Raw genomic sequence first — 23,008 nt, 5'->3', positions numbered from 1 at the left:
GTGGCCGGTCGTAGCACGGGTGCGCTAGTACTCCTCGCCGTGGCCCTCCCGCTCGCGCTCTCCGCATGCTCCCCCGCGTCACCGCAGGCGACGGCGACGCCCGCGGCGGCGGCGACCGGCTCGCCGTCGTCCGCCCCCACCTCGGCGGCACAGGCCCCCACGTCGGCGGCACAGGCCCCCATTTCGGCGATGCGGGCACCGGCGGCGGCGACCGACCCGGCGAGCCCGCTCGTCGTCGTGAACAAGCGCACCCCGCTCACCCCGATCGACTACGCGCCGCCGCTCACCGTCCCCGCCGTCCCGCTCGCGGTGGACGGCGAGGGCGCGCAGCTGAGCCCGACGACGGCGCGCGCGGCCGAGGCGATGTTCGCCGCCGCGGCGCGGGACGGGGCGCCGATGGTGCTGCTGAGCGGCTACCGGTCCTACGCGACGCAGGCCGCGACGTACGACGGCTGGGTCGCGCGGCAGGGTCAGGAGGCGGCCGACGTCGCGTCGGCCCGGCCGGGCTACTCGGAGCACCAGACGGGGTTCGCGTTCGACATCGCGGACCCGGGCGGCGCGTGCTCGCTCATGCCGTGCTTCAAGGACACCCCCGCGGCGGTGTGGGTCGCGGCGCACGGGCACGAGCACGGGTTCATCGTGCGGTACCCGTGGTGGCACCACGAGACGACCGGCTACTACTACGAGCCGTGGCACCTGCGGTACATCGGGGCGGAGGCGGCGGCGGACATGCACGCACGCGGCATCCCGACGCTCGAGGAGTACCTGGGTCTCCCGGCGGCGCCGACGTACTGAGGCCCGGCGGGACGTAGACTGACGGGAGCCGCCCGGCCGCACGGCCACATGAGGGACACGATTCAACGGCGATGAGAGGGCGACATGGGTCAGGAAGACGGTTCGGCACTGCAGCAGCTGGTCGATGCTGCCCGGGAGATCGAGCAGCTGGCGCAAGGCGTCAGGGGGCGGGTCAACGGGCTCGAGTCCCGCCGCGACCTGGAGAAGATCATCCGCCTGGCACGGGACATCGAGAAGGGCATGGCCTCGGCGTAGCCTTCGAGGGGCGCCCCTACGCCTCCCCATCGTGACCGCTCTGGCCCGGGAGCTCCTCGACGGGAATCAGGACCATGTCGTGGATCTTCCAGTCGAGTGCGCGGCAGCCCTCGCGGGCCGTCTGCAGCACGCCGAGCGGGGGGAGCGCGCCCTCGTGGGGCACGACGAACGCCTCCACATGGAAGACGTGGCCCAGGTCGCGGACCCGGATCTCCGCCGCCGCGACCCAGTCGAGGCCGGTGAGGAACTCCTCGACGCGCTGCCCCACGGGATGCGGGGCCCTGTCGTCGTACGTCCTGGCCCGGGTGTCTGTGAGACCGGCGACCGCGGCGCGGAGGTTCCGCACGCCGTCGTGCAGGATGCCCACCGAGATCAGGAGCGCGGCGGCCGCGTCGGCCCACCAGAGCCCCACGCTGATGCCGAGGATGCCGATGATCGCGGCGCTGGCCGTCATCCAGTCGGCCTTGTTCATGTCGGCGTCGGCGTAGAGGACCTTGTCGTGGAGCTGCGCTGCGACCTCCATCTTCTTGCGGCCCAGGATGGCCGGCGCGATGGACGTCACGGCGAGCACGGCAATCATGAGCCAGCCGAGCCAGATCGTCTCGCCGACGACGTGCACGCCGCCGATGGTGGGATGCTTCGCCTGCAGGAGGTTGATCCCTGAGTCGACGACGAGGATGCCGCCCATGGTCAGGAGGGAGACCGCCCCGACCAGGTGGGCAACGCCGATGGAGCGGTGGAAGCCGTACGGGTGCTCCCGGTCGGGCTGGCGCCTGATGAACCGCCCGGCGATGAGGAAGGCGATCGGCGGCAGGAGCGAGAGCATGTCCTCGATCCAGGCCACCTTCATCGCCTGCGAATTGCCGAGCACGAGGAACACCAGCAGGACCGTGACCGAGAGGCTCCCGATCGACGTCCACTCGAGGCGCTTGGCCCTCAGGAGCGCCTCATGCTGCTCCTTGGGGAGTTCGGTGGTGCCGAAGCGGGCCCTCGCCGGCGGCCTGCTCATCCCTGCTTCCGATCCTGCAGGAACCTGTCCAGCTCGAGGAGGAAGGCGTTCTCGCCCTCGGGGACGAACAGGACGTGCTTCGCCGTCGCGCCGTGCTCGTCCACCGTCTCCCCGTAGGGCCGCGTCATGCCGGCCTTCTGCTGCCAGGGCGAGTCGTCCCTGAAGCCGCCCACCGCCGCGTCGAGCTCGCCGTCCTTCAGCCCCTCCACGAGCTCGCGCTCGCTGCCCTCGACCCACGTCACCTCGGCCCCGACGACGGCGGCGAACTCCCGGACGAGCTCGGGCTCGGTGCCCTGCGGATCGCCGTCGCCCGGCAGCTCCACGAAGCCCGGGTTCTCGGTCACGCCGACCCGCAGGACCCCGCCCCTGACCCTGTCGAGGGTTCCGTCGGGATCGGCGGGGACGGAGATCCCGCAGCCCGTCCCGAGCAGCACGATGCACACCGGCACCGCCGCCCACGCCCTGCCGATCGACTTGAGCATGCCCCAGCTCTATCAGCAGGCGTGCTGCCGGTCCAGCTCTCCGCGGCTTCTCCGCGACTTCTCCGCGGCTTCTGCGGCTCCTGCGCGGCGCACGACGGCGGGCAGGCCGGCCGACGCCGCCGGTTCAGCCGACATGGATTCCTGGTCGGCGCGCCGGATCGGGCTCGTGCTCGCGGATGATCTCCCGGACCACGGGCGGGGTGTCGCCTCGGCCCAGGAGGAGGTAGCGCATGAGGTGCGCGAGCGGGTGCCCCTCGGACCACTCGAAGTAGGCGTGCGGCCTGACGCCGGTGCCGTCCCGGAGCGCCAGCAGGATCGCGGCGATGGCGTTGGGGGCCGCCGGGCTCGCGGCCCTGAGGACCCGGTGGCCGCCCACCTCGAGCCCGCGCACGAGGAGGACGTCGCTGAAGGCGGACGGGTCGGCGATCTCGATCTCGAGGAAGATGACGTCCGCGGTGCCCGGGACGGGGTTCATGATCCGCTGCTCAATCTCCTTGACCGTGTACTCGGACGAGGGGTCCCCGGCCTCGGGCCGGTGGGCGATGAGGTTGAGGCGTCCGTCGAACTCCAGGGAGTCGAGAACGAACCGGCGCGCAGCCTCGTCGAACTCGATCCTGTCCGCCCGGAGCTCGGTGGTCCGGCTGACCCGCGAGACGAGGGAGACGACAACGATGCCGGCGACGAACCCCGCCGAGATCGCGATCCCGTCGGGCTTCTCGACGATGTTGGCCACGAGCGCGTAGAGGAAGACCAGCGTGAGGACTGCGAAGGCAGCCCCCGCCGCGCGCCGTCGTCTGCGGTACGCCGAGATGGTGACGGCGACGGCCCCGGAGACCATCATGGCGAGGATCCCGGTGGCGTAGGCGCCGGCCTGGGCGTTGACGTCGGCGTTGAAGCCGATCGTGATGGCGATGCTGATGCCCGTGTACACGAGCACCACGGGCCGGACGGCGCGGCCCCACTCCGGGGCCATGCCGTAGGAGGGAAGGTACCTCGGGACGATGTTGATCAGCCCGGCCATGGCGGAGGCCCCTGCGAACCAGAGGATGAGGATGCTGCTGACGTCGTAGACCGAGCCGAAGGCGTCGCCGAACCGCTCGTGGGCAAGGTACGCCAGGGCACGTCCGCTGGCCTCACCGCCCTCCTCGAACGCGTCGGCAGGGATGAGGACCGTCGTGACGACGCTGCTGCCGATGAGGTACATGCTCATGATGAGCGCGGCCGCGGTGAGGAGCTTGCGCGTGTTCCGCACCCGGTCGGCGAGCTGCTCCTCGGCGGTCTTCCCGCGGGCGGCCACGAGGGGCATCATGCTGACGCCGGTCTCGAACCCGGAGAGGCCCAGGACGAGCAGCGGGAAGGCCAGGAGCGCCGGCCCGAGCAGGCCGCCCGGGCCGCCGCCCGCCTCGGTGAGGGCCGAGCCCCAGTCGGCGAGCGCCGTCGGATGCGAGGCGATCTCCACCACGCCCGCGCCGATGATGGCGGCGTTGAGGCCCAGGAACACGGCGACGAGCGGGATGGCCACGACGACGGCCTCGGTGAAGCCGAGCAGGAAGACGCCGCCGAGGATCAGCAGGAGGACGACGGTGATCGGCACCGCCTGCCCGTCGAGGGCCGGCCGCAGGAACGGGTTCTCGAGGATGTGCACGGTGGCGTCGGCCGCTGAGAGGGTGATCGTGACGATCCAGGAGGTGGCCACGAAGCCCAGGAGCACGAGCACGAAGACCTTGCCGCGCCAGAAGGGCAGCAGCGTCTCGAGCATATGCACCGAGCCCTGGCCGTGCGGGCTCTCCTTGGCGACCCGGCGGTACATCGGCAGCATCCCGAGCAGGGTGAGCGCGACGATGAGCAGCGTGGCCAGCGGCGACAGGGCACCGGCTGCGAGCGCGGCGATGCCCGGGAGGTAGGAGAGGGTCGAGAAGTAGTCGACGCCGGTGAGGCACATGACCTTCCACCACGAGTGGGTCTCGAGGTGGTCCTCGGAGGCCTCGGGTCCCTGCGGCTGCTGGACGCGCTTCTCGAGCAGCCATGAGGTAAAGCGCGTCCCGGGAGGCATCAGCCTCGCGGGACCGGGGACGCTCTCTGGCATCGAGTAGTTTGCTGGTGCGCTCACCCTGCCAAGCTATGGCCTCCCTCGGCCCCGGCAGGAAACCTTAACGGACTCCTAACGCCCTCCCCCGGTCCAGAACCCTCCGCGCGCCAGTACGTTCGAAGTGCCAGTCATGGCGGCAGCTGTTTCGCGGCAACGGGAGGAGGAGGGGGCGGCGTGGGCGAGTGGTTCCGGCACCCGGTGCGGCTCATCCCCTTGGGCTTCCTCGGAGTGATCGCCATCGGGGCCCTCCTGCTCATGCTGCCCCTGGCACGCGTGGATCCGACCGGCGAGGCCGTGATGCCCGCCCTGTTCACCGCAGTCTCCGCCACCTGTGTGACCGGGCTGATCACGGTGGACACGCCCACGTACTGGACACCCTTCGGGCACATCGTGATCCTCTGCCTGATCCAGCTCGGCGGCTTCGGGATCATGTCCCTCGCGACCCTCCTGACCCTGCTCGTGCGCAAGAGCCTCGGGCTGCGGAGCCAGCTCCTCGCCCAGTCGGAGACCCAGGCCCTGAACCTCGGCGACGTCGGCGGGATTCTGGTGCGCGTGGCGAGGATCATGGCCATCGCCGAGGCTGCGATCGCGGCGGTCCTCGCCGTCCGCTTCTGGCAGTACCACCACGACGTCGGCACGGCCCTGTGGCACGGACTGTTCCATGCCATCTCCGCCTTCAACAATGCGGGCTTTGCCCTCTACAGCGACAGCCTCATCGGATTCGCCGCGGACCCGTGGATCATCCTCCCCATCTGCGCCGCCATTGTCGCGGGCGGCCTCGGCTTCCCGGTCTTCGCGGAGCTGCGCCAGCATGGCCTGCATCCGCGGCTGTGGAGCGTCCACACCCGGCTCACGGTCTACGGAACCGTCGGGCTGCTGGCGGTCGGGACGGCGCTGTTCGCCGTCCTGGAGTGGAACCGGCCCGAAACCCTCGGGCCCCTCTCCCCCGAGGGCAGGATCCTTGGGGCCCTGGCAGGCGGGGTCTTCCCCCGCACGGCGGGCTTCAACAGCATCGACTACGGGGCCGCCGCCCCAGAGACCCTCGTGATCACGGACGTCCTGATGTTCATCGGAGGGGGCAGCGCGGGCACGGCCGGGGGCATCAAGATCACGACCTTCCTCGTGCTGGGCTTCGCGATCGTCAACGAGGTGCGGGGACACGATCAGGTGACGATCGCCCACCGGAGCATCAGCCCCCCGGTCCAGCGGCAGGCCCTCTCGGTCGCCCTCCTGGCCGTGGCCGCCGTGATTGCGGGGACGTTCCTGCTCCTCGTGCTCACGGAGCACGACCTGGAGTCGGTGCTCTTCGAGTCCATCTCGGCCTTCGCCACGGTGGGGATGAGCACCGGCATCACCTTCCACCTCCCGCACGGCGCCCAGCTGGTCCTCATGGCGCTCATGTTCATCGGGCGTGTGGGGACCATCACGGTGGCCTCGGCCCTCGCCATCTCCACGCGGCAGCGGCTCTACCGGCTGCCGGAGGAGCGTCCGGTCATCGGGTGATGGCTCGCAGGGTCGAGAAACCTCGCGCCGACGCGCGAGTACTCACAACGGGCGTCCAAGTAACCCCGCCTGCAAAGACAGGTAGCGAATCCCAGAAGTCAGGTGCGCAGACCGACTGACCCGTCCCCGCCCCGCCCCCTAGCGTGGAGAGCATCGTCATCACCGCCTCTGCACCGCCGCAGAACCGCACCCAAGGGGCCCAGAATGAACCAGTCCACACCCCGCATCGCGCGCCGACTCGCGGGCGCCGTCGTCGTCCCCGGGATCCTGAGCGGCATGCTGGCCTTCTCTGCCCCCGCGGCAGTGGCCGCTCCGGCGGGCTCGCAGGAGGGCATCTGCAGCGGAATCGTCAACCAGCTGTCCTACCGCGGCTCCGTCCAGGAGGACCTGCTCAAGGCCGCTGCTCGCAAGAACGCCGCGCTGATCGCCCAGCTCGAGGCTGAGCGCGCAGCCCTGACAGCGCAGGCCGACGCGCTCAACGCCACGATTGCCGCCACCGAGCAGGAGATCGCCGATCTCGACGCGCAGAATGCGCAGACCGACGTCCAGATCGGCAGCAACCAGACGGAGCTCGCCGGGCTCGAGGCCTCCCGGGCCGCAACCGAGCAGTCGATCTCCGAGACTCAGACGCGGCTGGCGTCCCTGCAGGCCTCGTGGCAGGACACAAGGGACCGCCTCACCCCGCTCGAGGAGCAGTTGGCGGCAGCCCAGGCCGAGAACGCCCGGCTGCAGGCCGAGGAGGCCGACGTCGAAGCCCGGCTCGCCGAGCGGCAGGCTCAGCTCGGGACGGCCACGGCCGAACTCGAGGGTCTGAAGGCCGATGCCGACGCTGCCGCGGGTGCCGTCGGGGTCAAGACCACGCAGATCGCCGACGCCCGCGCCCAGCTCGAGACCCTCGTCCAGGCCGCAGAGCAGGCCGCCGCCGACGCCGCGAGCGCCGGCGCGGCCGTCGAGGCCGCAGCGGCAGAGCTCCTCCGGCTCGAGGGCATCGAGGGGATGGCCCAGGACGCCCTGGACGCCCAGCTCGCGGCCGTCCAGCAGGCCCAGGACACGCTTGGCACCCTCACCGCCGCCTCCGACGCCGCCGCCCTCGCCGTCGCTGGCACGACGGCCGAGATCGCCGCCGCGGAGGCCGAGCTCGCCACGCTCCAGAAGGAGCAGCAGAGCGCAGTCGCCACAGTGGAGGCGAAGACCGCCGAACTCGCTCGTGCCCAGACCGAGCTGGCCGCCCTGCAGCTGCAGGCGCAGCAGGCCGCCGACGCCCTGGCCGCCAACCAGGACGCCCTCGACGAGCTGGCTCAAGAACAGTCCGCCCTCGAACTGCAGCTCGCCGCGAAGCAGGCCGAGATCGAGACCGTCGAGGCCCAGCTGCAGCAGGCCCAGACTGACCTCGCAGCCCTCCAGGAACGCAGGACGTGGCTGGAGTCCGAGATCGCCCGCCTCACTGCGGTCAAGGACAACAACAAGAACGGCGAGAGGGACGCCCGCCTGGCCCTGATCGCCTCCTATCGGGCCGAGCTGGCCGGGGTCACGACGCAGATCACGGACAAGACCACACTCATCAACGGCCTCAGCGGTGACCTGGCCGTCCTCCAGAACGAGGTCCAGGCCCTCAACGCCGCGCTGCTGGCCAAGCAGCAGGAGAGCAGCGCCCTGCAGCAGCAGGCAGCGCCCCTGCAGGCGAGCCTCACGGCCGCAAACACGGCCGTAGCGACGAAGGAAGCCGAGATCGCGGCGCTCCAGGCGCAGCTCGCGGCAGCGGAGGCCAGCCTCCAAGCGACCACGGGCGCGGTGGAGGCCCAGGAGGGCGTGCTGGCCACCCTGAATGCGGAGCTTCCCGGGCTCCAGGCCACGGCGGCAGCCGCGGCGGACGCCGTCCTCCAGCAGGAGGAGGTGGTGCGCGGCCTCGAGGCGGCGCTCCCCGGCCTGACGGAGAACCTCGCCGCGGCAGAGCAGGAGGTCGCGCTGCAGCAGGGTGTCCTCGATGACCTCAGGGCGAAGAAGGCGGCGGCCGATCAGCTGCTCGCGGACGCGAACGCCGCCGTCGCGGCCGCGACCGCCCAGCTCGCGACCCTCGAGTCCGAGCTGCCCGGGCTCCAGAGCGCGCTGGACGCCGCCACGCAGGCCGTGGCCGCCAAGCAGGGCGAGATCGACGGGCTCAACGCCGACATCGACGGGCTCACCGCCGTGCTCGAAGCCCTCAACCCGCAGATCGACGCGAAGGAAGCCGAGATCCTGTCCCTGCAGGACCGTGTGGCCCCGCTCCAGGCGCTGCTGACGAGCCTCGAGGGCGAGATCAGCGCCACGGAGGCCCAGCTCAAAGACCTCCAGGCCCAGCTGACCTCCCTCGACAAGCAGGTCACCGACGCGCAGAGCACGCTCCGGACCCTCGAGTCCCAAAGGAGGCAGAACAAGGACGCGATTGCCGCCCAGAAGACCACGGTGGCGAACCTCCAGAACCAGATCGGAGAGGTTCAGACGAAGATCGCCGTCCTCGACTCGACCATCACGAACGGCGGCTGCGCTGTCTGATCCACGGGTTCCCCCTCAGTGGCGGGCGTAGGCTACTCCGCCCCGCCCCGCGGCCTGACCGGGGCCGCGGCCTGACCCGGCCCCGAAGATTGGCACCGGTCTCGCCACGAAGCCGGTGCCTTGCTGCGAGACCGGCGCGGAGCCGACCTGTCTCGCAGGGAAAGACCGGTTTCGGGCGACCGAACCTTGCCCTTGGGGCCCCGGCCTCCGGTCCACCGGTCGGAGAAGGAGAGAGGCCGGGCCTGCCCTCGGCCTGACCCGGCCCGCGGCCTGACCCGGCCCTGAGCATGCCGGGCCCCGAAGATTGGCACCGGTCTCGCCTTGAAGCCGGTGCCTTGCTGCGACACCGGCGCGGAGCCGACCTGTCTCGCGGGGAAGGGCCGGTTTCGGGCGAGACCGGCGCGGAACGGACCCGTCTCGCGGGGAAGGACCGGGTTTCCTGTCATCGATGTGAAGCCGTCGGCCGGTAGGGTGTGCAGCATGCTGAGTGGATTCAAAGCCTTCATCATGAAGGGCAACGTCGTCGATCTTGCCGTGGCCGTCATCATGGGCACGGCGTTCAGTGCCGTCGTGGACGCGCTCGTCAAGAGCGTCCTCATGCCCCTCATCTCCGTCCTCGTCGGCGAGCCGAACTTCGATGAATTCCTCGCGTTCGGGGACATCAGGTTCGGGGTGTTCCTGACGGCACTCGTGAACTTCCTGCTCGTCGCGTCGGCGATCTACTTCGTCATCGTCATGCCGATGAACCACCTCATCGAGCGACGCAACCGCAAGCTCGCCATCAAGGACGAGGAGCAGGGCGAGAAGGTCGATCCCCAGATCGCGCTCCTGACCGAGATCCGCGACACCCTCAAGGCGGCCCGGGACTAGAGGGCCGCCTCTCGGCCCTCACGACGGGCCGCCATTCTCCTCCAGAACAGACGTTATGGAGCGTTGTGTAGGATGGTGCCCCGTGATTGCGCCATTGACTACCGGAGTGGCTCTGGCTGCGTCAGTCGCAGGTGGGAGCCTCCCCGCCGCCGTCCCGGCGGAGGTCGCCCAGTGCGAGCCCAGGCTCATGCCAGTGACTGTGTGCGTCGAGGCCCAGGAGCCGCTCCTCTCCGCCCCCCTGCCCACCCTCGAGTCGTCCCTCTCACTGGAGGCGACATCACCGTCGGCAACAACGACGCCGGCGCCCTCGCCCCAGACGACAACGTCCCAGCCAGCGTCGTCGCCGACCACCGTGGCTCCCTCGTCCACCACCCCCGCTCCCTCGCCGGCCGCGCCCGCGCCGTCGAGCCCCGCCGCCGTGAACCCAGGCCCGAAACCCCCGGCCCCGGTGGTGGGGGCGCCGACGCAGACCGCTCGCGGGGCCGCCGGCGGGAACCCCGCGGCCGCCGGCGCCGGGGCCGCCGAGGCCTCGCCGTCTCCCGCTCCGGCTACTGAGTCGGCCGGCCGCTCCCCCTCGACCACCCCGTCCGCATCGCGCACCGGGATCTCAGCCGCGCCGGACGACGGCCACCTTGCCACCAGCCAGGGCGACAGGGAGCCCCTCGAGATCAGTCCGGCATCGATGGTCTTCGCCGCCGCGGGCCTGCTCCTGACGGGCGTCTCGGGCGTGGGCCTGTATCGCCGCTGGTCGAGCAACGCCTTGGAACGCCGCCTCGCAGAGGAGGCCCTCGGGGAATCCTGACGGACCGGGCCCCGCTCGGCGCCTACGGGCGCACCAGCCTCTCCCAGCCGCCACGACACCGAGGAGGCGCACCCTGTCGCGCGCCTCCAGAGCGCCTTAGACTTGCCTAAAGAAGAGGTTTCGGGATACCGAAACGGGGGCAAGGAGGCTCCGGGATGTCAGCCGCGCACACCAGGACGCACGACGACGGCCCTCACCGTGCGCCCGCAGGTCTCCGCCCTGCCCCGTCCCTGCCGAGCCGACGGTCCATGATGCTCTCGGGAGCAGCGGCGCTGGCCGGAGTGCCCCTCGTGACCGCCAAGCAGGTCCCAGCGGAGGGCGATACCCACACGGGGCACGGCGGCCCGGGCCCCTCGCCGGCACCTGCGCCCCCCGCCAGCGCGGCGAACGGGACCGGCATCGCCCACGCCGGCCATGCGGGGTTCCAGGGCGGCTCGGTGCCGCCAGAGCGGGCGGGCATCGATCCGACGGCGATCCTGCGCGACTTCGACCGGGGCAGGACGAGCTCCCTGCCCGACGGGCGGACCCTGCGCGAATGGGACCTCGTCGCGCTCGACAGGGAGTTCGAGATCGCCCCGGGCGTCACGTTCGCCGGCTGGACCTACAACGGGCGGATTCCCGGGCCGACGCTCTGGGCACGCGAGGGCGACCTGCTGCGCATCCACTTCACCAATGCCGGATCGCACCCCCATACCATCCACTTCCACGGCATCCACCGTGCGGAGATGGACGGCACCCCGGGCATCGGTGCCGGGTCGATCGACCCCGGCAGGGGGTTCACGTACGAATTCGACGCCGTCCCCTTCGGCACCCACCTCTACCACTGCCACCAGGCACCCCTTGCCCCGCACATCGCCAAGGGCCTCTACGGCGGTTTCATCATCGAGCCTCGCGAAGGGCGCCCGCCGGCGGACGACGAGATGGTCATGGTGATGAACGGCTACAACACCGACGGCGGTGACGACAACGAGTTCTACACGGTCAACGGCCTGCCCTTCCACTTCATGGACTTCCCCGTCCAGGTGAGGCAGAACGCGCTCGTCCGGATCCACCTGATCAACATCCTCGAGTACGACCCGGTCAACTCGTTCCACATCCACGGCAACTTCTTCCACTACTACCCGACCGGGACGATGCTCACGCCGAGCGAGTTCACCGACACCGTCTCCCAGGTGCAGGGCCAGCGCGGCATGCTCGAGCTCCGCTTCCCCTACCCGGGCAAGTACATGTTCCACGCCCACAAGACCGAGTTCGCCGAGCTCGGCTGGATGGGCTTCTTCGAGGTGAGTCCGGCATGAGCACCGAGGCAAGGCACAGGAACAGGGCCGGCTCAGGGCGCCCCGACGAGCCACGAGCCCGGCGACCGCTGCCGCGCTGGCTGCTGGGGCTCGGCCCGCTCGCCCTCATCGCGCTGGTCCTGGGCTTCTTGGCCCTCCTCAACGGGCCCGCCCTGGGCTCCCTCGGCGAGCGGGTCCCTCCCCGGGAGGAAGTCGTCGTCGAGGACGTGCGCCTCTCCCCCGGCGTCATCGAGGTCACAGTGCGCAACACGGGCCCGGACCCGGTCTCGATCGCCCAGGTCAACGTCTCCGACTACTTCGCGACGTTCACCCAGACGAGGGACACGATAGCCCCGCTCGAGTCCAGCACGGTCTCGGTCGACTACCACTGGGTGGACGGCGACCCCTACGAGATCGCCCTCGTGACGTCGATCGGCGGCAAGGTGATCGCCGAGGTGGACGCCGCCGCCGCCACGCCCGAGCGCGACGGATCCTTCTTCACCCTCATGGCCCTCCTCGGCGTCTACGTCGGCGTCATTCCCGTTGCCCTGGGCATGCTCTGGATGCCCTTCGTGCGCCGGTCCACGGGGCCGTGGGTGCGGCTCCTCCTGGGCGTCACCGTCGGTCTGCTGGCGTTCCTGGCGCTCGACGCCGTCGCGGAGGGCTTCGCGCTCGTGGCGGGGAACAGCGCCTTCGGCGGCCCGCTCGCGGTCCTGCTCGGGGCGCTGATCGCCGCGCTGCTGCTCGAGGGAGTGGACGCGTGGATGCGTGCGCGACGCCGGGGCGGCCCCGGAGCCGCCCCTCGGACGACGGCGCCGCGCACCCTCGCGCTGCTCGTCGCCGTCGGCATCGGTCTGCACAACCTCGGCGAGGGCCTCGCGATCGGCTCTGCCTATGCCGTGGGCTCGCTCGCGCTCGGCGCAGCGCTCATCGTGGGCTTCGCCATCCACAACACCACCGAGGGGCTCGCGATCGTCACGCCGCTGGCGAAGGAGCCGCCCGGGCTCGCCCGGCTCGTCGCGCTGGGTCTCATCGCGGGCGCCCCGGCCATCCTCGGGGCCGTCCTCGGGGCCAGCGTGTACCAGCCGTCGCTCTCCGCGTTCCTGCTCGGCCTCGGCGCCGGCGCCGTGGCGCAGGTGGCCGTCAAGCTGCTGCCGATGCTCAGGGACGGCGCGGGGCGCACCCTCAGCCCGGCCACCGTCGCCGGGATCATCGTCGGGATGGCGGTGATGTTCGCGACCGGGCTGCTGGTTCAGGCCTGAACGGGGCGAGCGGGGCGAGAGTACACATTTGCGTGTATTCAGCAGCCTCTGTAGCGTGGGCGGAATGGAGGCTCTCACCCATGCGCCTGTCCTGGCCCGCTTCGGCCACGCGATCTCCGATCCCACGCGCGCCCGCGTGCTCCTTGCCCTGGCCGAGGCGCCCGGCTACCCCTCGGACCTGGCCGAGTCCCTCGAGGTCTCGCGGCAGAGCATGTCCAACCACCTGACCTGCCTGCGCGGCTGCGGCCTCGTGGTGGCGGTCCCAGACGGCAGGCGCACGCGGTACGAGCTTGCCGACGCCAGGCTCGGCCATGCCCTGAGGGACCTGATCGGCGTCGTCCTGGCCGTGGACCCCGCCAGCTGCGCCCCGGACGGGACGTGCGTCGCATGAGCGCCGCCCTCGCCCCGGCCCGGCGGGCGGTCCTGAACCGCCGCATCCGGCTGTTCGCCGCGGCCACGATCACCTACAACGTCGTCGAGGCAGTCGCGGCGCTGTGGGCAGGCGGCGTCGCCGACTCGTCGGCGCTCCTCGGCTTCGGCCTCGACTCGGTCATCGAGGTCGCCTCCGCCCTCGCGCTGTCCTGGCAGTTCGCCTCCCAGGATCCCGAGCGGCGCGAGCACCTGACACTGCGGCTCATCGCGCTCTCCTTCTTCGCCCTCGCTGCATTCGTCGCCGTCGACGCCGTCCGATCGCTCGCCGGGGCCGGCGAGGCGCAGCATTCGACCCCGGGCATCGTGATCGCGGCCCTGAGCCTCGCGGTCATGCCGGCGCTGTCCTGGGCCCAGCGCCGGGCGGGGCGCGAACTCGGCTCGAAGACGGCGGTCGCGGACTCGAAGCAGACGCTCCTGTGCACGTACCTCTCCGCCGTCCTCCTGGCCGGCCTCGTGCTCAACAGCGCCCTCGGCTGGTGGTGGGCCGACGCCGGCGCCGCCCTCGTCATCGCGCTCGTCGCCGTGCGCGAGGGCGTCAACGCCTGGCGGGGCGACGTCTGCTGCACGGTCCCGCACACGGTGGGCGATTCCGAGAGCACAGACAACGACGCCGACGACGGCTGCTGCGATGAGTGCCAGGCGCCGCCACGGCCCCTGCTACAGGGCCTGCCGCTCACCCGCAGGCCCCATTAGCCGGCGGCCACGAGCTCCACGATCCCGTACACGCCCGTGTCGATGACCCGCCCCGGCGCGAACCCGGCCGCGGCCCCCAGCGCCTGCAGCTCGGCGGGCGACCGCTGGCGCCCCTCGGTCTGCGCGAGCATCATGAGGTCCGAGACCGAGACTGGGAACGAGGCCACGTTCGGCTCCTGCAGCCACTCGAGGACGAGCACCCGCGCCCCCGCGGGCGCCGCGGCCCGCACCGAGGCCAGGATCGCCCGGCACTGGTCGTCGTCCCAGTCGTGCAGGACGTCCTTGAGCAGGTACAGGTCCGCTTCGGCGTCGAACCCGGCGAACAGGTCGCCCTCGACGGTCCGGGCCCGCCCCGCGACGCCACGCGACGCGAGGTACTCCCCCGCCGAGGCGAGCGGGCCCGCCTGGTCGACCAGCACGCCGTCGAGCGCGGGACGCGCCCGCAGCACCTCGGCGAGCATCGCACCGGTCCCGCCGCCGACGTCGCACACCGTCCCCGCAGCGGGCCAGGGGTAAGCGGCCACGATGAACGGCGCGGACAGCAGCGTGAGCTCGCGCATGGTCCGCGCGAAGCCCGCCTCCTCCTCGGGGTGCTCCGCGAGGTGCTCCCAGATGCTCCGCCCTGTCGCGGCGTTGAAGGCCGGCCGACCGTCCCGCAGGCTCTCCGGCAGCCGCCGCCAGCCGGCCAGGTTCGCGTCCGAGGTCACGTAGCGGATCCACCCGGCCATGGAGTGCGGGTGCCCCTCGAGCAGCAGCTCGCCGACGCGGGTCAGCGCGAAGCGCCCGTCCCGGCCCAGGCGGGTGACGCCGTACACGGCCAGACCGCGCAGCACGCGATGGACGGTGTCGGCATGCAGCCCGAGCTCCCCGGCGACCTCCCCCGCCGTCGCCCTTCTCCCCGCGAGCGGCTCCACGAGCCGCGTCTCGAGCGCCGCCCGCAGGAGCAGCACCGCGGCGACGCCGCCGCTCACCTCGAGGAAGCGCGCCTGGGGCGGCTGGAGCGCGCCCGCCGCGCGCTGGAGGGCGGCCCCGAGCCGCTGGATCGTGCGGACGACGGCGGGCGGCGGGGTGCGCATGGAGCCCACCTTAGCGGCCGGTGCCCAGCACCACCCCTCTCAACCCCGCATCGCAACACGCCGCCATCCGAGAGGAATAGCGGCGTGTTGCGATGCGGCGTTGTGAAGCTAGGCCAGCGCGAGCTGGCTCTGCACGACTCCCGCGAGGCGCTGGGCGATCGCCTGGGCGGTCTCCTCGTCGGCCGCCTCGACCATGACCCGGACCACCGGCTCGGTTCCCGAGGGGCGCAGGAGCACCCGCCCGGTCTCCCCGAGCTCGGCCTCGGCGGCAGCGACGGCCGCGGCCACGCCGTCGTCCGCCGCGACCCGCGCCTTGTCCACGCCCTTGACGTTGATCAGCACCTGCGGGAGGCGGGTCATGACGGCGGCGAGCTCCTTGAGCGTGCTGCCTGTCCTGGCCACCTGCGCCGCGAGCTGGAGGCCCGTCAGGACGCCGTCGCCGGTCGTGGCGTAGTCGGAGAAGATCACGTGGCCTGACTGCTCGCCGCCGAGCGAGTACCCGCGGGCGCGCATCTCCTCGAGCACGTAGCGGTCGCCGACGGCCGTCTCGCGGATCGAGACGCCAGCCTCGCGCAGGGCGATCTTGAGGCCGAGGTTGCTCATGACGGTCGCGACGAGCACGTCGTCCTTGAGCTTCCCGGCCTGCTTGAGGGCCAGGCCCAGGATCGCCATGATCTGGTCGCCATCCACGACCGCGCCCTCATGGTCGACCGCAAGGCAGCGGTCGGCGTCGCCGTCGTGCGCGATGCCCAGGTCGGCGCCGTGGGAGACCACGGCGGCCTGGAGCTGCTCGAGGTGCGTGGACCCGACGCCGTCGTTGATGTTGAGCCCGTCCGGCTCGGCGCCGATGACGATGACCTTCGCGCCGGCGTCCTTGAACACCTGCGGCGAGCAGCCGGCCGCGGCGCCGTGCGCGCAGTCCAGGACCACGGTGAGGCCGTCCAGGCGGTGCGGGAGGGTCGTGAGGAGGTGCACGACGTAGCGGTCCTCGGCGTCGGAGAAGCGCTGGATGCGGCCGACGGCGCCGCCTGTCGGGCGCAGCGGCTCAGCGGTGAGCAGCGCCTCGATCTCGTCCTCGGTCTCGTCGGGGAGCTTGTGCCCGCCGCGCGCGAAGAACTTGATCCCGTTGTCGGGTGCGGGGTTGTGGCTCGCGGAGATCATGACGCCGAAGTCGGCGCCCAGGTCCGCGACGAGGTAGGCCGCGGCCGGCGTCGGGAGGACCCCGGCGTCGAAGACGTCCACGCCGGCGCTCGCGAGGCCGGCCTCGACGGCGGCGCTGAGGAACTCGCCGGAGGCGCGGGGGTCGCGGGCGACGACGGCGCGGGGCCGGCTGCCGGCCGTCACCTGCCGGTGTCCGAGGACGACGGCGGCCGCCTGGGAGAGCTTGAGTGCGAGCTGCGCGTCGAGCAGGCCGTTGGCCAGCCCGCGCACGCCATCTGTGCCGAAGAGCCTAGTCACCCGGCCAAGTCTACGTAGTGCGGCGACGTCGGAACCACACGCCGTCCTTTGTGGCACGCGCGGGCGCGGCGGGGGATGCACCGGGAAGGTCGATCCCGAGAAGCGGGAACGTCCAGTCGTCGAGCACGGCCCGGACGGCGCCCGCGAGCTCCTCGGCCGAGAGCCGCGGCTCCGGGACGGCCTGCTCGAGGACCTCCGCGTTGCGGTACCAGGCGGCCTCCCACGAGATCCCGTCCGTGATCGTGACGGGGGTCCAGACGCGGGCGGCGGCGAAGGCGCCCGCCATGCCGAGGAGGCCGAGGCGGTGCATGGCCGAGACGAGCTCGATCACCTGGCTCCCGGGCCACGATCGGCCCGTCGTGCCTGGCATGTGCGGGGCCGGCTCCGGGGTCGGCACGGGGCCCTCATGATGGCCCTCGAGGCACGAGCGCAGGAATTCCCGCCACACGGACAGCTCGGGGTCGTACGGCTCACCAGGGTGAGGTGCGCCCAGCAGCCGCCGCACCTCACGCCTGGCTTCGCCGACCGTGGACGGAGAGCTGGACGTCATGAACGCGTAGACCACGCTGCCCATGACGTCCCCCCAATGCTCCTCCGCCCTTGCCCGCCGCCGCACGTCGGTGCGGGCAAGATCGAGAATGACGAGCGTCCGGCCTGCCTCGCAGACCGCCCTCGCGTGCAGGGCCCGAGCCTCGGCGTCGTTGCCGGTGGCGCGCAGGGCCCCGATCCGGCCCCGCAGTTCTTCGACGTACGGGCCGAGGGCCGCAAGCTCCTCGCCGATCCGGTCGAGCCGGCACGGCTTGACCGCATTGCCGGACTCGTGCGAGCCCGTCCGCGACAGGTTCACCGGGCGGCCTAGACGCCTGCTCGGGATGAGTGAATGGACCATGGGGTCCCCCAATCGGAAGCGGGACATGTCCCTGGGGTTTCTACGTGGTGGAGTGGGACGTCGCTGTCGCTGACGACGTGCCTCTGCCGGTTTCATCCGTTGCAGCCCTTCCGCCGGCGGCCGCCTCGAATTGGGTGGCGGTGGCGCGTGAATGGCTGCTGCGCATGGTCTGAGTCCCTTCATTGGGTCCCGGTGGGGAGGCTGATGTAGTGAAGTTAGTCGTCGCGCGGGCGCGATGCACCACTGGTTGGGGAAGTCGAGTACCGCATTTTGAGTACCTATGGGGGCCTCGGGTGTACGCACTCTGAGGCCCCCGGGCGCTCGGATCGGGCCCTCCCCTTCGATGGAGCGATTCCGCGTGTGAGGCTGGGACGCTGGATCTGACCGCTGGGGCATCGCACCACTGGGCGTGGGAATTCGAGTACTGGCGTTCGCTACTCGATTCCATGACCTCTGTACTCGACTTCGTCAGAACCGCTAGTAGGCAGTCACAAGCGGCACCTAACTTGTCTGCATGACCACCGGCGATGGGGGCCTGGCGATCGACATTGTCGTACCCGTCTATAACGAAGAGACGGCACTCGCGGCAAGCGTGACCACGCTCGTTAACTACCTTGAAGAGTCCTTTCACGTGCCTTGGCGCGTGACGATTGCGGACAACGCGTCTACCGACGGCACGCGTGCCATCGGTGAATCCCTGGCGCTCCAGCTGCCAGGTGTCGTCTACCGACGGATGGAACGGAAGGGCCGGGGCTATGCCCTGCGGGACGCATGGTCCGCGTCCCCGGCTAAGGTCGTGGCCTATGTCGATGTGGACCTCTCCACTGACCTCGCGGCCCTCCCGCCGCTGATCGCGCCCCTGCTCTCGGGCCATTCGGACATTTCCATCGGCACTCGGCTCCGCCGTGATTCGAGAGTCATTCGCGGGCCCAAGCGGGAGTTCATTTCCCGGACGTACAACGCCATGCTGCACGGGGCGCTCAAGGTCCGCTTCTCGGACGCGCAGTGCGGCTTCAAGGCCGTGCGGGCGGACGTCGCCCGAGCCCTGATCCCGCACGTCGAGGACAACGCCTGGTTCTTCGACACCGAGCTGCTCGTCCTCGCCGAACGTGCGGGGCTGCGCATCCACGAGATCCCGGTCGACTGGACAGATGATCCGACTAGCTCGGTGGACATCGTCCAGACCGCCAAGGACGACATGCGAGGCATCGTTCGGGTGGCGCTGTCCCTCCTGCACGGGCGCATCCCCCTGGCGGCGATCTATGCCGAACTTGGACGGCGGCCGCTCGTGCCCGCCTCGCCGCCTTCCTTCTTCGGCCAAGTGCTCCGCTTCGGCACGGTGGGCGTCTTCTCTACCGTGGCGTTCGCGCTCCTGTTCCTGGCCTTGCAGCCGTTCCTGGGCGCACAGTCGGCAAACTTCTCTGCGCTGCTGATCACCGCTGTGCTCAACACGGCTGCGAACCGCCGCTTCACCTTCGGCATCCGAGGCCCCGAGCACTACGCGACCCAGCAGTTCCAAGGGCTCATCGTGTTCGGGCTCGCGTGGGCCCTGACATCGTCGTCCCTCACCGTCCTGCACATGACGCTTCCAGATTCCGGTGCCACCGCCGAGCTCGTGACGCTCACAGCTGCGAATGTGCTGGCAACCGTACTGAGGTTCGCACTGCTCAAGGCCTGGGTCTTCCGTCAGGGTGCCGTGAGAGCCAAGAGCTCGAGCCTGATCACAGAGCCCCTTCCCGCGGCTGACGTGGCATAGCCATGCGCAGCCAAAACGAGGCTATCCGCGCCCGGACAGACGATCCCAGCGCGCCGCAGCCAGCAGAGGGGCCCCGCCCCCAGCTCGAATGGCTCGCAATTGCCGGCCTCGCGTCGGTGAGCGCTTTCTTGAACCTGTGGAATCTCCAGTCGAACGGATGGGCCAACGCGTACTACACGGCCGCCGTCCAATCCGGCCTGCACAATGCCGAAGCCTTCCTCTTTGGGTCCAGCGAGTGGGGCAATGCGATCTCCGTGGACAAGCCACCGCTGAGCCTCTGGCTCATGGGGCTTTCAGTGCGGATCTTTGGCTTCAACAGCTGGGGGCTTCTCCTTCCACAGGCGCTCCTCGGCATCGCGACGACGCTTCTGATCTACAGGATCGTCAGGAAGCGCACTCGCGTAGTACCGGCGTTCCTCGCTGGACTGGCGTACGCGACGACCCCCATCGTTGTTCTAATGTCCAGGTACAACAACCCTGATCCCCTGCTGATCTTCCTTACGGTCGCGGCGGTTGCCGTGGCCCTGCGGGGTATCGAGAACGGCCGTGTCCGCTGGCTCGCCGCGGCAGGGGCGCTCCTGGGACTCGCCTTCCTCACGAAGCAGCTCCAGGCGATGCTGGTCGTGCCAGCACTCGCGGCTGGGGTCTTGTGGACGTGGCGGGCTGCTTGGGCGAAAATCGTGGCCGGGGCTGGTGCCGCTCTCGGAGGCCTCGCTGCGGTCGCCGGGAGCTGGATCGCGGTCGTGGAACTGACCCCCAAGGACCAGCGACCCTACGTCGGTGGATCGACGACCAACAGCATCGTGGAGCTCACGCTCGGCTACAACGGGATCAGCCGAATCACGGGACAGGAGTCCCTCGTGAACCGGCTCATCCCCCAGCAGTTCGTCGGTCAAGGCAGCGACGCGGGGCTGTTCCGATTGCTGAATGGCAACTACAACCAAGAGGCCTCCTGGCTTCTGGTTCTAGGCCTGGTGTCCGGAGTCACTTCCGTTATCTCGCTCAGGGCGTCGAGGGGTCGGCTCTTGGCACTCATCTCCTTGATCTGGCTCGTCACTGTATACCTCGTGCTGTCGTTCATGGGGAACGACATCCACACGTACTACACCATGAGTCTTGCCGCGCCGATCGCCCTGTGCGTTGGCATGGCTGTCGAGGCCATGACGAGGCGCCCGAGGTCTGTCCCTCTTCGAGCGACTGTTGCCCTTGGCATCGCCGCGAGTGCTGGCATAGGCTCCCTGACCCTCAATTCCACCCAAAACCCGCTGGCCCCAGCCCTCGCCGTGGCTTCCCTATGCGTGTCTCTCCTGGCCGCTGGACTCACCGCGATTCCCCCTCCACGGGAGTGGCTCAACAGCGTGGCATGCATCCTCGCAGTCGCAGGGCTGGCTGTGGGTCCCGTCGCGACAAACACTGCGACCCTCTCCACTTCCCAGCAAGGATCCAATCCTCTCTCGGGAACCCTAACCCGCAACCCCAGCACGATCAGCCATTTACTGGCCATGGTGCGGGCCGGGGACCCCGAGTGGCTCAGGAACATCGCCGTGGGTGCTCCCGTGGCGCCCAGGCCAGCTGACCTACTGAGAGGCGCGCCAGAAGAATGTATGTGGGCCGCAGCGACCCTGCCTGCACAGACCGCGGCGAATTGGCAGTTGGCCGCCGAAAGGCCTATCCTCCCGCTCGGGGGATTTTCTGCCGCGGACCCTTTTCCAAATCTTGAGAAATTCAAGTCCATGGCCGCAATGGGGGCAATTTGCTATTTCGTGGACTATCCCGAACTCGATCCCGTACTAGCCGAACGCCCCGAGATGAAGAGAATTATTGACTGGGTGAGGAGCGCCTTCATTCCCCAGAACATCGATGGCGTCCGAATTTTCGCACTGCATCAATAGCCAGACACGCGGTAGGCCCGCCCCGCACATGCGGGACGGGCCTACCGAGGAGACTCGCCGGGGCGAGGCCGAAGCCGATCTAGCGCTTCGAGTACTGCGGAGCGCGGCGGGCCTTCTTGAGACCGGCCTTCTTGCGCTCGACCACGCGGGCGTCGCGGGTCAGGAAGCCGGCCTTCTTGAGGGCCGGGCGGTTGTTCTCGGCATCGATCTCGTTGAGAGCGCGCGAGACACCGAGGCGCACGGCGCCGGCCTGGCCGGAGGGGCCACCGCCGTGGATGCGGACGATCACGTCGTAGGCGCCCTCGAGGTCGAGGAGCTTGAACGGGTCGTTCACCTCCTGCTGGTGCAGCTTGTTCGGGAAGTAATTCTCGAGCGTGCGGCCGTTGATGGTCCACTGGCCGGAGCCGGGGACGACGCGGACGCGGGCCACGGCCTCCTTGCGGCGGCCGACGGCAGCGCCGGACACCGTGAGGGCCGGGCGCTCGCGCTTGACGGCAGCCTCGGCGGCCGGGGCGCTCTCGCTCGTGTAGCTGGTCAGGTTCTCCTCGGCCTCGGGGGCCTGGGCAAGCTCGTCGTTCTGAGCCACAGTGATCTCCTTGGTGAATTTCTAGGTAGTGGCCAGGACTACTGAGCGACCTGGGTGATCTCGAAGGTCTTGGGCTGCTGCGCAGCGTGCGGGTGGTTCGGGCCCGCGTAGACCTTGAGCTTGGACAGCTGCTGGGCGGCCAGCTTGTTCTTTGGGAGCATGCCCTTGACGGCCTTCTCCACGGCGCGCACCGGGTTCTTCTCGAGGAGCTCGGCGTATGTGACGCTAGTCAAACCGCCCGGGAAGCCCGAGTGGCGGTAGGCGCGCTTCTGCTGGAGCTTGGCGCCGGTGAGGGCGACCTTGTCAGCGTTGATGATAATGACGAAATCGCCCATGTCCATGTGGGACGCAAAGGTCGGCTTGTGCTTCCCGCGCAGCAGTGTTGCGGTCTGGCTGGCAAGGCGACCCAGCACGACGTCGGTCGCGTCAATGACGTGCCACTGACGGTCGGCGTCGCCGGGCTTCGGAGTGTACGTACGCACAGTTATTGCCTTCGTTCTTGGTCTGGTGGGGCGCCGGTGAGATACACCCCGTTCTTCGGTGCGCTACCGGACCAGAGGTGAGGGCTCCCAGACCAGTCATCCCGTGTGTCTCGAATGCACCCCGGGAGCCGGTGTCCTGCAACTGGACACTCCCGCGGCGCGCACCATCGAGCTAGGACACGCACAACGACTATCAAGGGTACCCCGCCGCCTCTCAGCGGGTCAAAGCGAGCCGGGCCGCCGAGCATGAGCCGTCTCCCTAGTGATTGCAAGGGATCCGGGCCGAGTTCTGAGTACACCCGGCATGCGTCCAAGTAACCGAGCCGCGTGGAACTGAGTAGGTTCCCCACGCACCGCGTATCAAAAACAGGCGTTTTGTCTATTATTCGAGTACCGCTACGGATAGTTTTCACCCTCGCCGGCCGCAAAGCTTAGGGGATCGGAACCTGGCGGACCTACTGGGAGACGCCGCTGATGGAACCGAATTTCGCTGCACGGCAAATGCAAAGGACAAAGTCATGGACAGGTTTCTGGTCTCCCTTCAGATGTTCTGGAACGACATCACGGGCAAGGGCGAGAAGGAGAAGGGAGCAACGATGGTTGAGTACGGCGTCATGGTCGCCCTCATCGCCGTGGTCGTCATGCTCGCTGTGGGGCCGCTTGGCACGACGATCGCGACGCTCTTCACCGACATCGCGACTAAGGTCGGCGCCGTCTAAGAATCAACCACGCCGCGTGGTGGGCGATGTCCAAGAGCAAATCCTGACATCGCCCACCACGCGCTTACTGATCATCACAGCGATTCGGGGAACCATGAAAAGCAACTCCCATAGGCGCCGGGAGCGCGGCGCTGTGGCCGTCGAGTTCG

Annotated in this window: 21 protein-coding genes; 13 read left to right on the top strand and 8 right to left on the bottom strand. The window is 69.9% G+C overall.

Features of this window, described 5'->3' with window-relative positions:
• Both BV907_RS11120 and BV907_RS18860 read left to right on the top strand, forming a co-directional pair.
• Positions 1-795 carry a M15 family metallopeptidase gene (locus BV907_RS11120; protein WP_077489803.1) on the top strand — a complete coding sequence of 265 codons (795 nt, stop codon included), beginning with the start codon at positions 1-3 and terminating at the stop codon, positions 793-795.
• Between the two features lie 84 nt (positions 796-879).
• On the top strand, positions 880-1,050 hold the full coding sequence (locus tag BV907_RS18860) for a hypothetical protein (protein WP_175637442.1): 171 nt from the start codon (positions 880-882) through the stop codon (positions 1,048-1,050).
• A 16-nt stretch (positions 1,051-1,066) separates the two neighbouring features.
• Here BV907_RS18860 and BV907_RS11115 read toward each other — a convergent pair whose 3' ends face one another.
• The 3 genes from BV907_RS11115 to BV907_RS11105 all read right to left on the bottom strand — a co-directional run bounded on the left by BV907_RS11115 (position 1,067) and on the right by BV907_RS11105 (position 4,594).
• Positions 1,067-2,059 carry a cation efflux transmembrane domain-containing protein gene (locus BV907_RS11115; RefSeq protein WP_077489802.1) on the bottom strand — a complete coding sequence of 331 codons (993 nt, stop codon included), beginning with the start codon at positions 2,057-2,059 and terminating at the stop codon, positions 1,067-1,069.
• On the bottom strand, positions 2,056-2,541 hold the full coding sequence (locus tag BV907_RS11110; RefSeq protein ID WP_077489801.1) for a substrate-binding periplasmic protein: 486 nt from the start codon (positions 2,539-2,541) through the stop codon (positions 2,056-2,058). Before BV907_RS11110 ends, BV907_RS11115 begins: the two co-directional genes overlap by 4 nt.
• A 124-nt stretch (positions 2,542-2,665) precedes the next feature.
• A complete protein-coding gene (locus tag BV907_RS11105) occupies positions 2,666-4,594 on the bottom strand; it encodes an APC family permease (protein ID WP_425441630.1) in 1,929 nt (642 codons plus the stop codon).
• Between the two features lie 210 nt (positions 4,595-4,804).
• On the opposite strand from BV907_RS11105, the gene BV907_RS11100 reads away from it, so the two are divergent.
• The 8 genes from BV907_RS11100 (at position 4,805) to BV907_RS11065 (ending at position 14,001) form a co-directional block, all read left to right on the top strand.
• Positions 4,805-6,133 (top strand): TrkH family potassium uptake protein, encoded by a 1,329-nt coding sequence (locus BV907_RS11100; protein ID WP_245827927.1) that lies wholly within the window; start codon positions 4,805-4,807, stop codon positions 6,131-6,133.
• 204 nt (positions 6,134-6,337) lie between these two features.
• Entirely contained in the window at positions 6,338-8,665 is a 2,328-nt protein-coding gene (locus tag BV907_RS11095) for a coiled-coil domain-containing protein (protein ID WP_077489799.1), read from the top strand.
• Between the two features lie 480 nt (positions 8,666-9,145).
• Positions 9,146-9,535, top strand: a complete 390-nt coding sequence (gene mscL / locus BV907_RS11090) for a large conductance mechanosensitive channel protein MscL (protein WP_077489798.1) — start codon at positions 9,146-9,148, stop codon at positions 9,533-9,535.
• A 187-nt stretch (positions 9,536-9,722) separates the two neighbouring features.
• Positions 9,723-10,337 (top strand): hypothetical protein, encoded by a 615-nt coding sequence (locus BV907_RS18370; protein ID WP_139346726.1) that lies wholly within the window; start codon positions 9,723-9,725, stop codon positions 10,335-10,337.
• A 155-nt stretch (positions 10,338-10,492) separates the two neighbouring features.
• Entirely contained in the window at positions 10,493-11,635 is a 1,143-nt protein-coding gene (locus BV907_RS11080; protein ID WP_245827926.1) for a multicopper oxidase domain-containing protein, read from the top strand.
• On the top strand, positions 11,632-12,876 hold the full coding sequence (locus BV907_RS11075) for a ZIP family metal transporter (RefSeq protein WP_245827925.1): 1,245 nt from the start codon (positions 11,632-11,634) through the stop codon (positions 12,874-12,876). The genes BV907_RS11080 and BV907_RS11075 overlap by 4 nt, the downstream gene beginning before the upstream one ends.
• A gap of 64 nt (positions 12,877-12,940) precedes the next feature.
• Positions 12,941-13,267, top strand: coding sequence for an ArsR/SmtB family transcription factor (locus BV907_RS11070; RefSeq protein ID WP_077489796.1), 327 nt, complete (start codon positions 12,941-12,943; stop codon positions 13,265-13,267).
• Positions 13,264-14,001 carry a cation diffusion facilitator family transporter gene (locus BV907_RS11065; RefSeq protein ID WP_077489795.1) on the top strand — a complete coding sequence of 246 codons (738 nt, stop codon included), beginning with the start codon at positions 13,264-13,266 and terminating at the stop codon, positions 13,999-14,001. Before BV907_RS11070 ends, BV907_RS11065 begins: the two co-directional genes overlap by 4 nt.
• Here the strand turns inward: BV907_RS11065 and BV907_RS11060 are convergent.
• From BV907_RS11060 to BV907_RS11050, 3 genes are all read right to left on the bottom strand, one after another.
• Positions 13,998-15,077 (bottom strand): methyltransferase, encoded by a 1,080-nt coding sequence (locus BV907_RS11060; RefSeq protein ID WP_077489794.1) that lies wholly within the window; start codon positions 15,075-15,077, stop codon positions 13,998-14,000. The two genes, BV907_RS11065 and BV907_RS11060, sit on opposite strands and share 4 nt — an antisense overlap.
• A 108-nt stretch (positions 15,078-15,185) precedes the next feature.
• Complete coding sequence (glmM, locus tag BV907_RS11055; protein ID WP_077489793.1) at positions 15,186-16,535, bottom strand: phosphoglucosamine mutase; 1,350 nt, start codon at positions 16,533-16,535, stop codon at positions 15,186-15,188.
• A 10-nt stretch (positions 16,536-16,545) separates the two neighbouring features.
• Positions 16,546-17,382 (bottom strand): hypothetical protein, encoded by an 837-nt coding sequence (locus tag BV907_RS11050; RefSeq protein ID WP_077489792.1) that lies wholly within the window; start codon positions 17,380-17,382, stop codon positions 16,546-16,548.
• A 556-nt stretch (positions 17,383-17,938) separates the two neighbouring features.
• On the opposite strand from BV907_RS11050, the gene BV907_RS11045 reads away from it, so the two are divergent.
• On the top strand, positions 17,939-19,180 hold the full coding sequence (locus tag BV907_RS11045) for a bifunctional glycosyltransferase family 2/GtrA family protein (protein ID WP_077489791.1): 1,242 nt from the start codon (positions 17,939-17,941) through the stop codon (positions 19,178-19,180).
• A 116-nt stretch (positions 19,181-19,296) separates the two neighbouring features.
• A complete protein-coding gene (locus tag BV907_RS11040) occupies positions 19,297-21,072 on the top strand; it encodes an ArnT family glycosyltransferase (RefSeq protein WP_175637441.1) in 1,776 nt (591 codons plus the stop codon).
• Between the two features lie 79 nt (positions 21,073-21,151).
• Here BV907_RS11040 and rpsI read toward each other — a convergent pair whose 3' ends face one another.
• The gene (gene rpsI / locus BV907_RS11035; protein ID WP_077489789.1) at positions 21,152-21,658 is read right to left on the bottom strand and encodes a 30S ribosomal protein S9; all 507 of its coding nucleotides are present in this window, start codon (positions 21,656-21,658) and stop codon (positions 21,152-21,154) included.
• A 38-nt stretch (positions 21,659-21,696) separates the two neighbouring features.
• A complete protein-coding gene (gene rplM, locus BV907_RS11030; RefSeq protein ID WP_077489788.1) occupies positions 21,697-22,140 on the bottom strand; it encodes a 50S ribosomal protein L13 in 444 nt (147 codons plus the stop codon).
• 518 nt (positions 22,141-22,658) lie between these two features.
• Here rplM and BV907_RS11025 point away from each other — a divergent pair.
• The gene (locus BV907_RS11025) at positions 22,659-22,859 is read left to right on the top strand and encodes a Flp family type IVb pilin (protein WP_077489787.1); all 201 of its coding nucleotides are present in this window, start codon (positions 22,659-22,661) and stop codon (positions 22,857-22,859) included.
• Positions 22,860-23,008: the final 149 nt, after the last annotated feature.

Source organism: Sinomonas mesophila (assembly GCF_001999765.1).
GTDB classification, from domain to species: Bacteria; Actinomycetota; Actinomycetes; order Actinomycetales; family Micrococcaceae; genus Sinomonas; species Sinomonas mesophila.
Note: the sequence above shows the minus strand (reverse complement) of the source record. Positions and strands in the feature narration are given on the sequence as shown.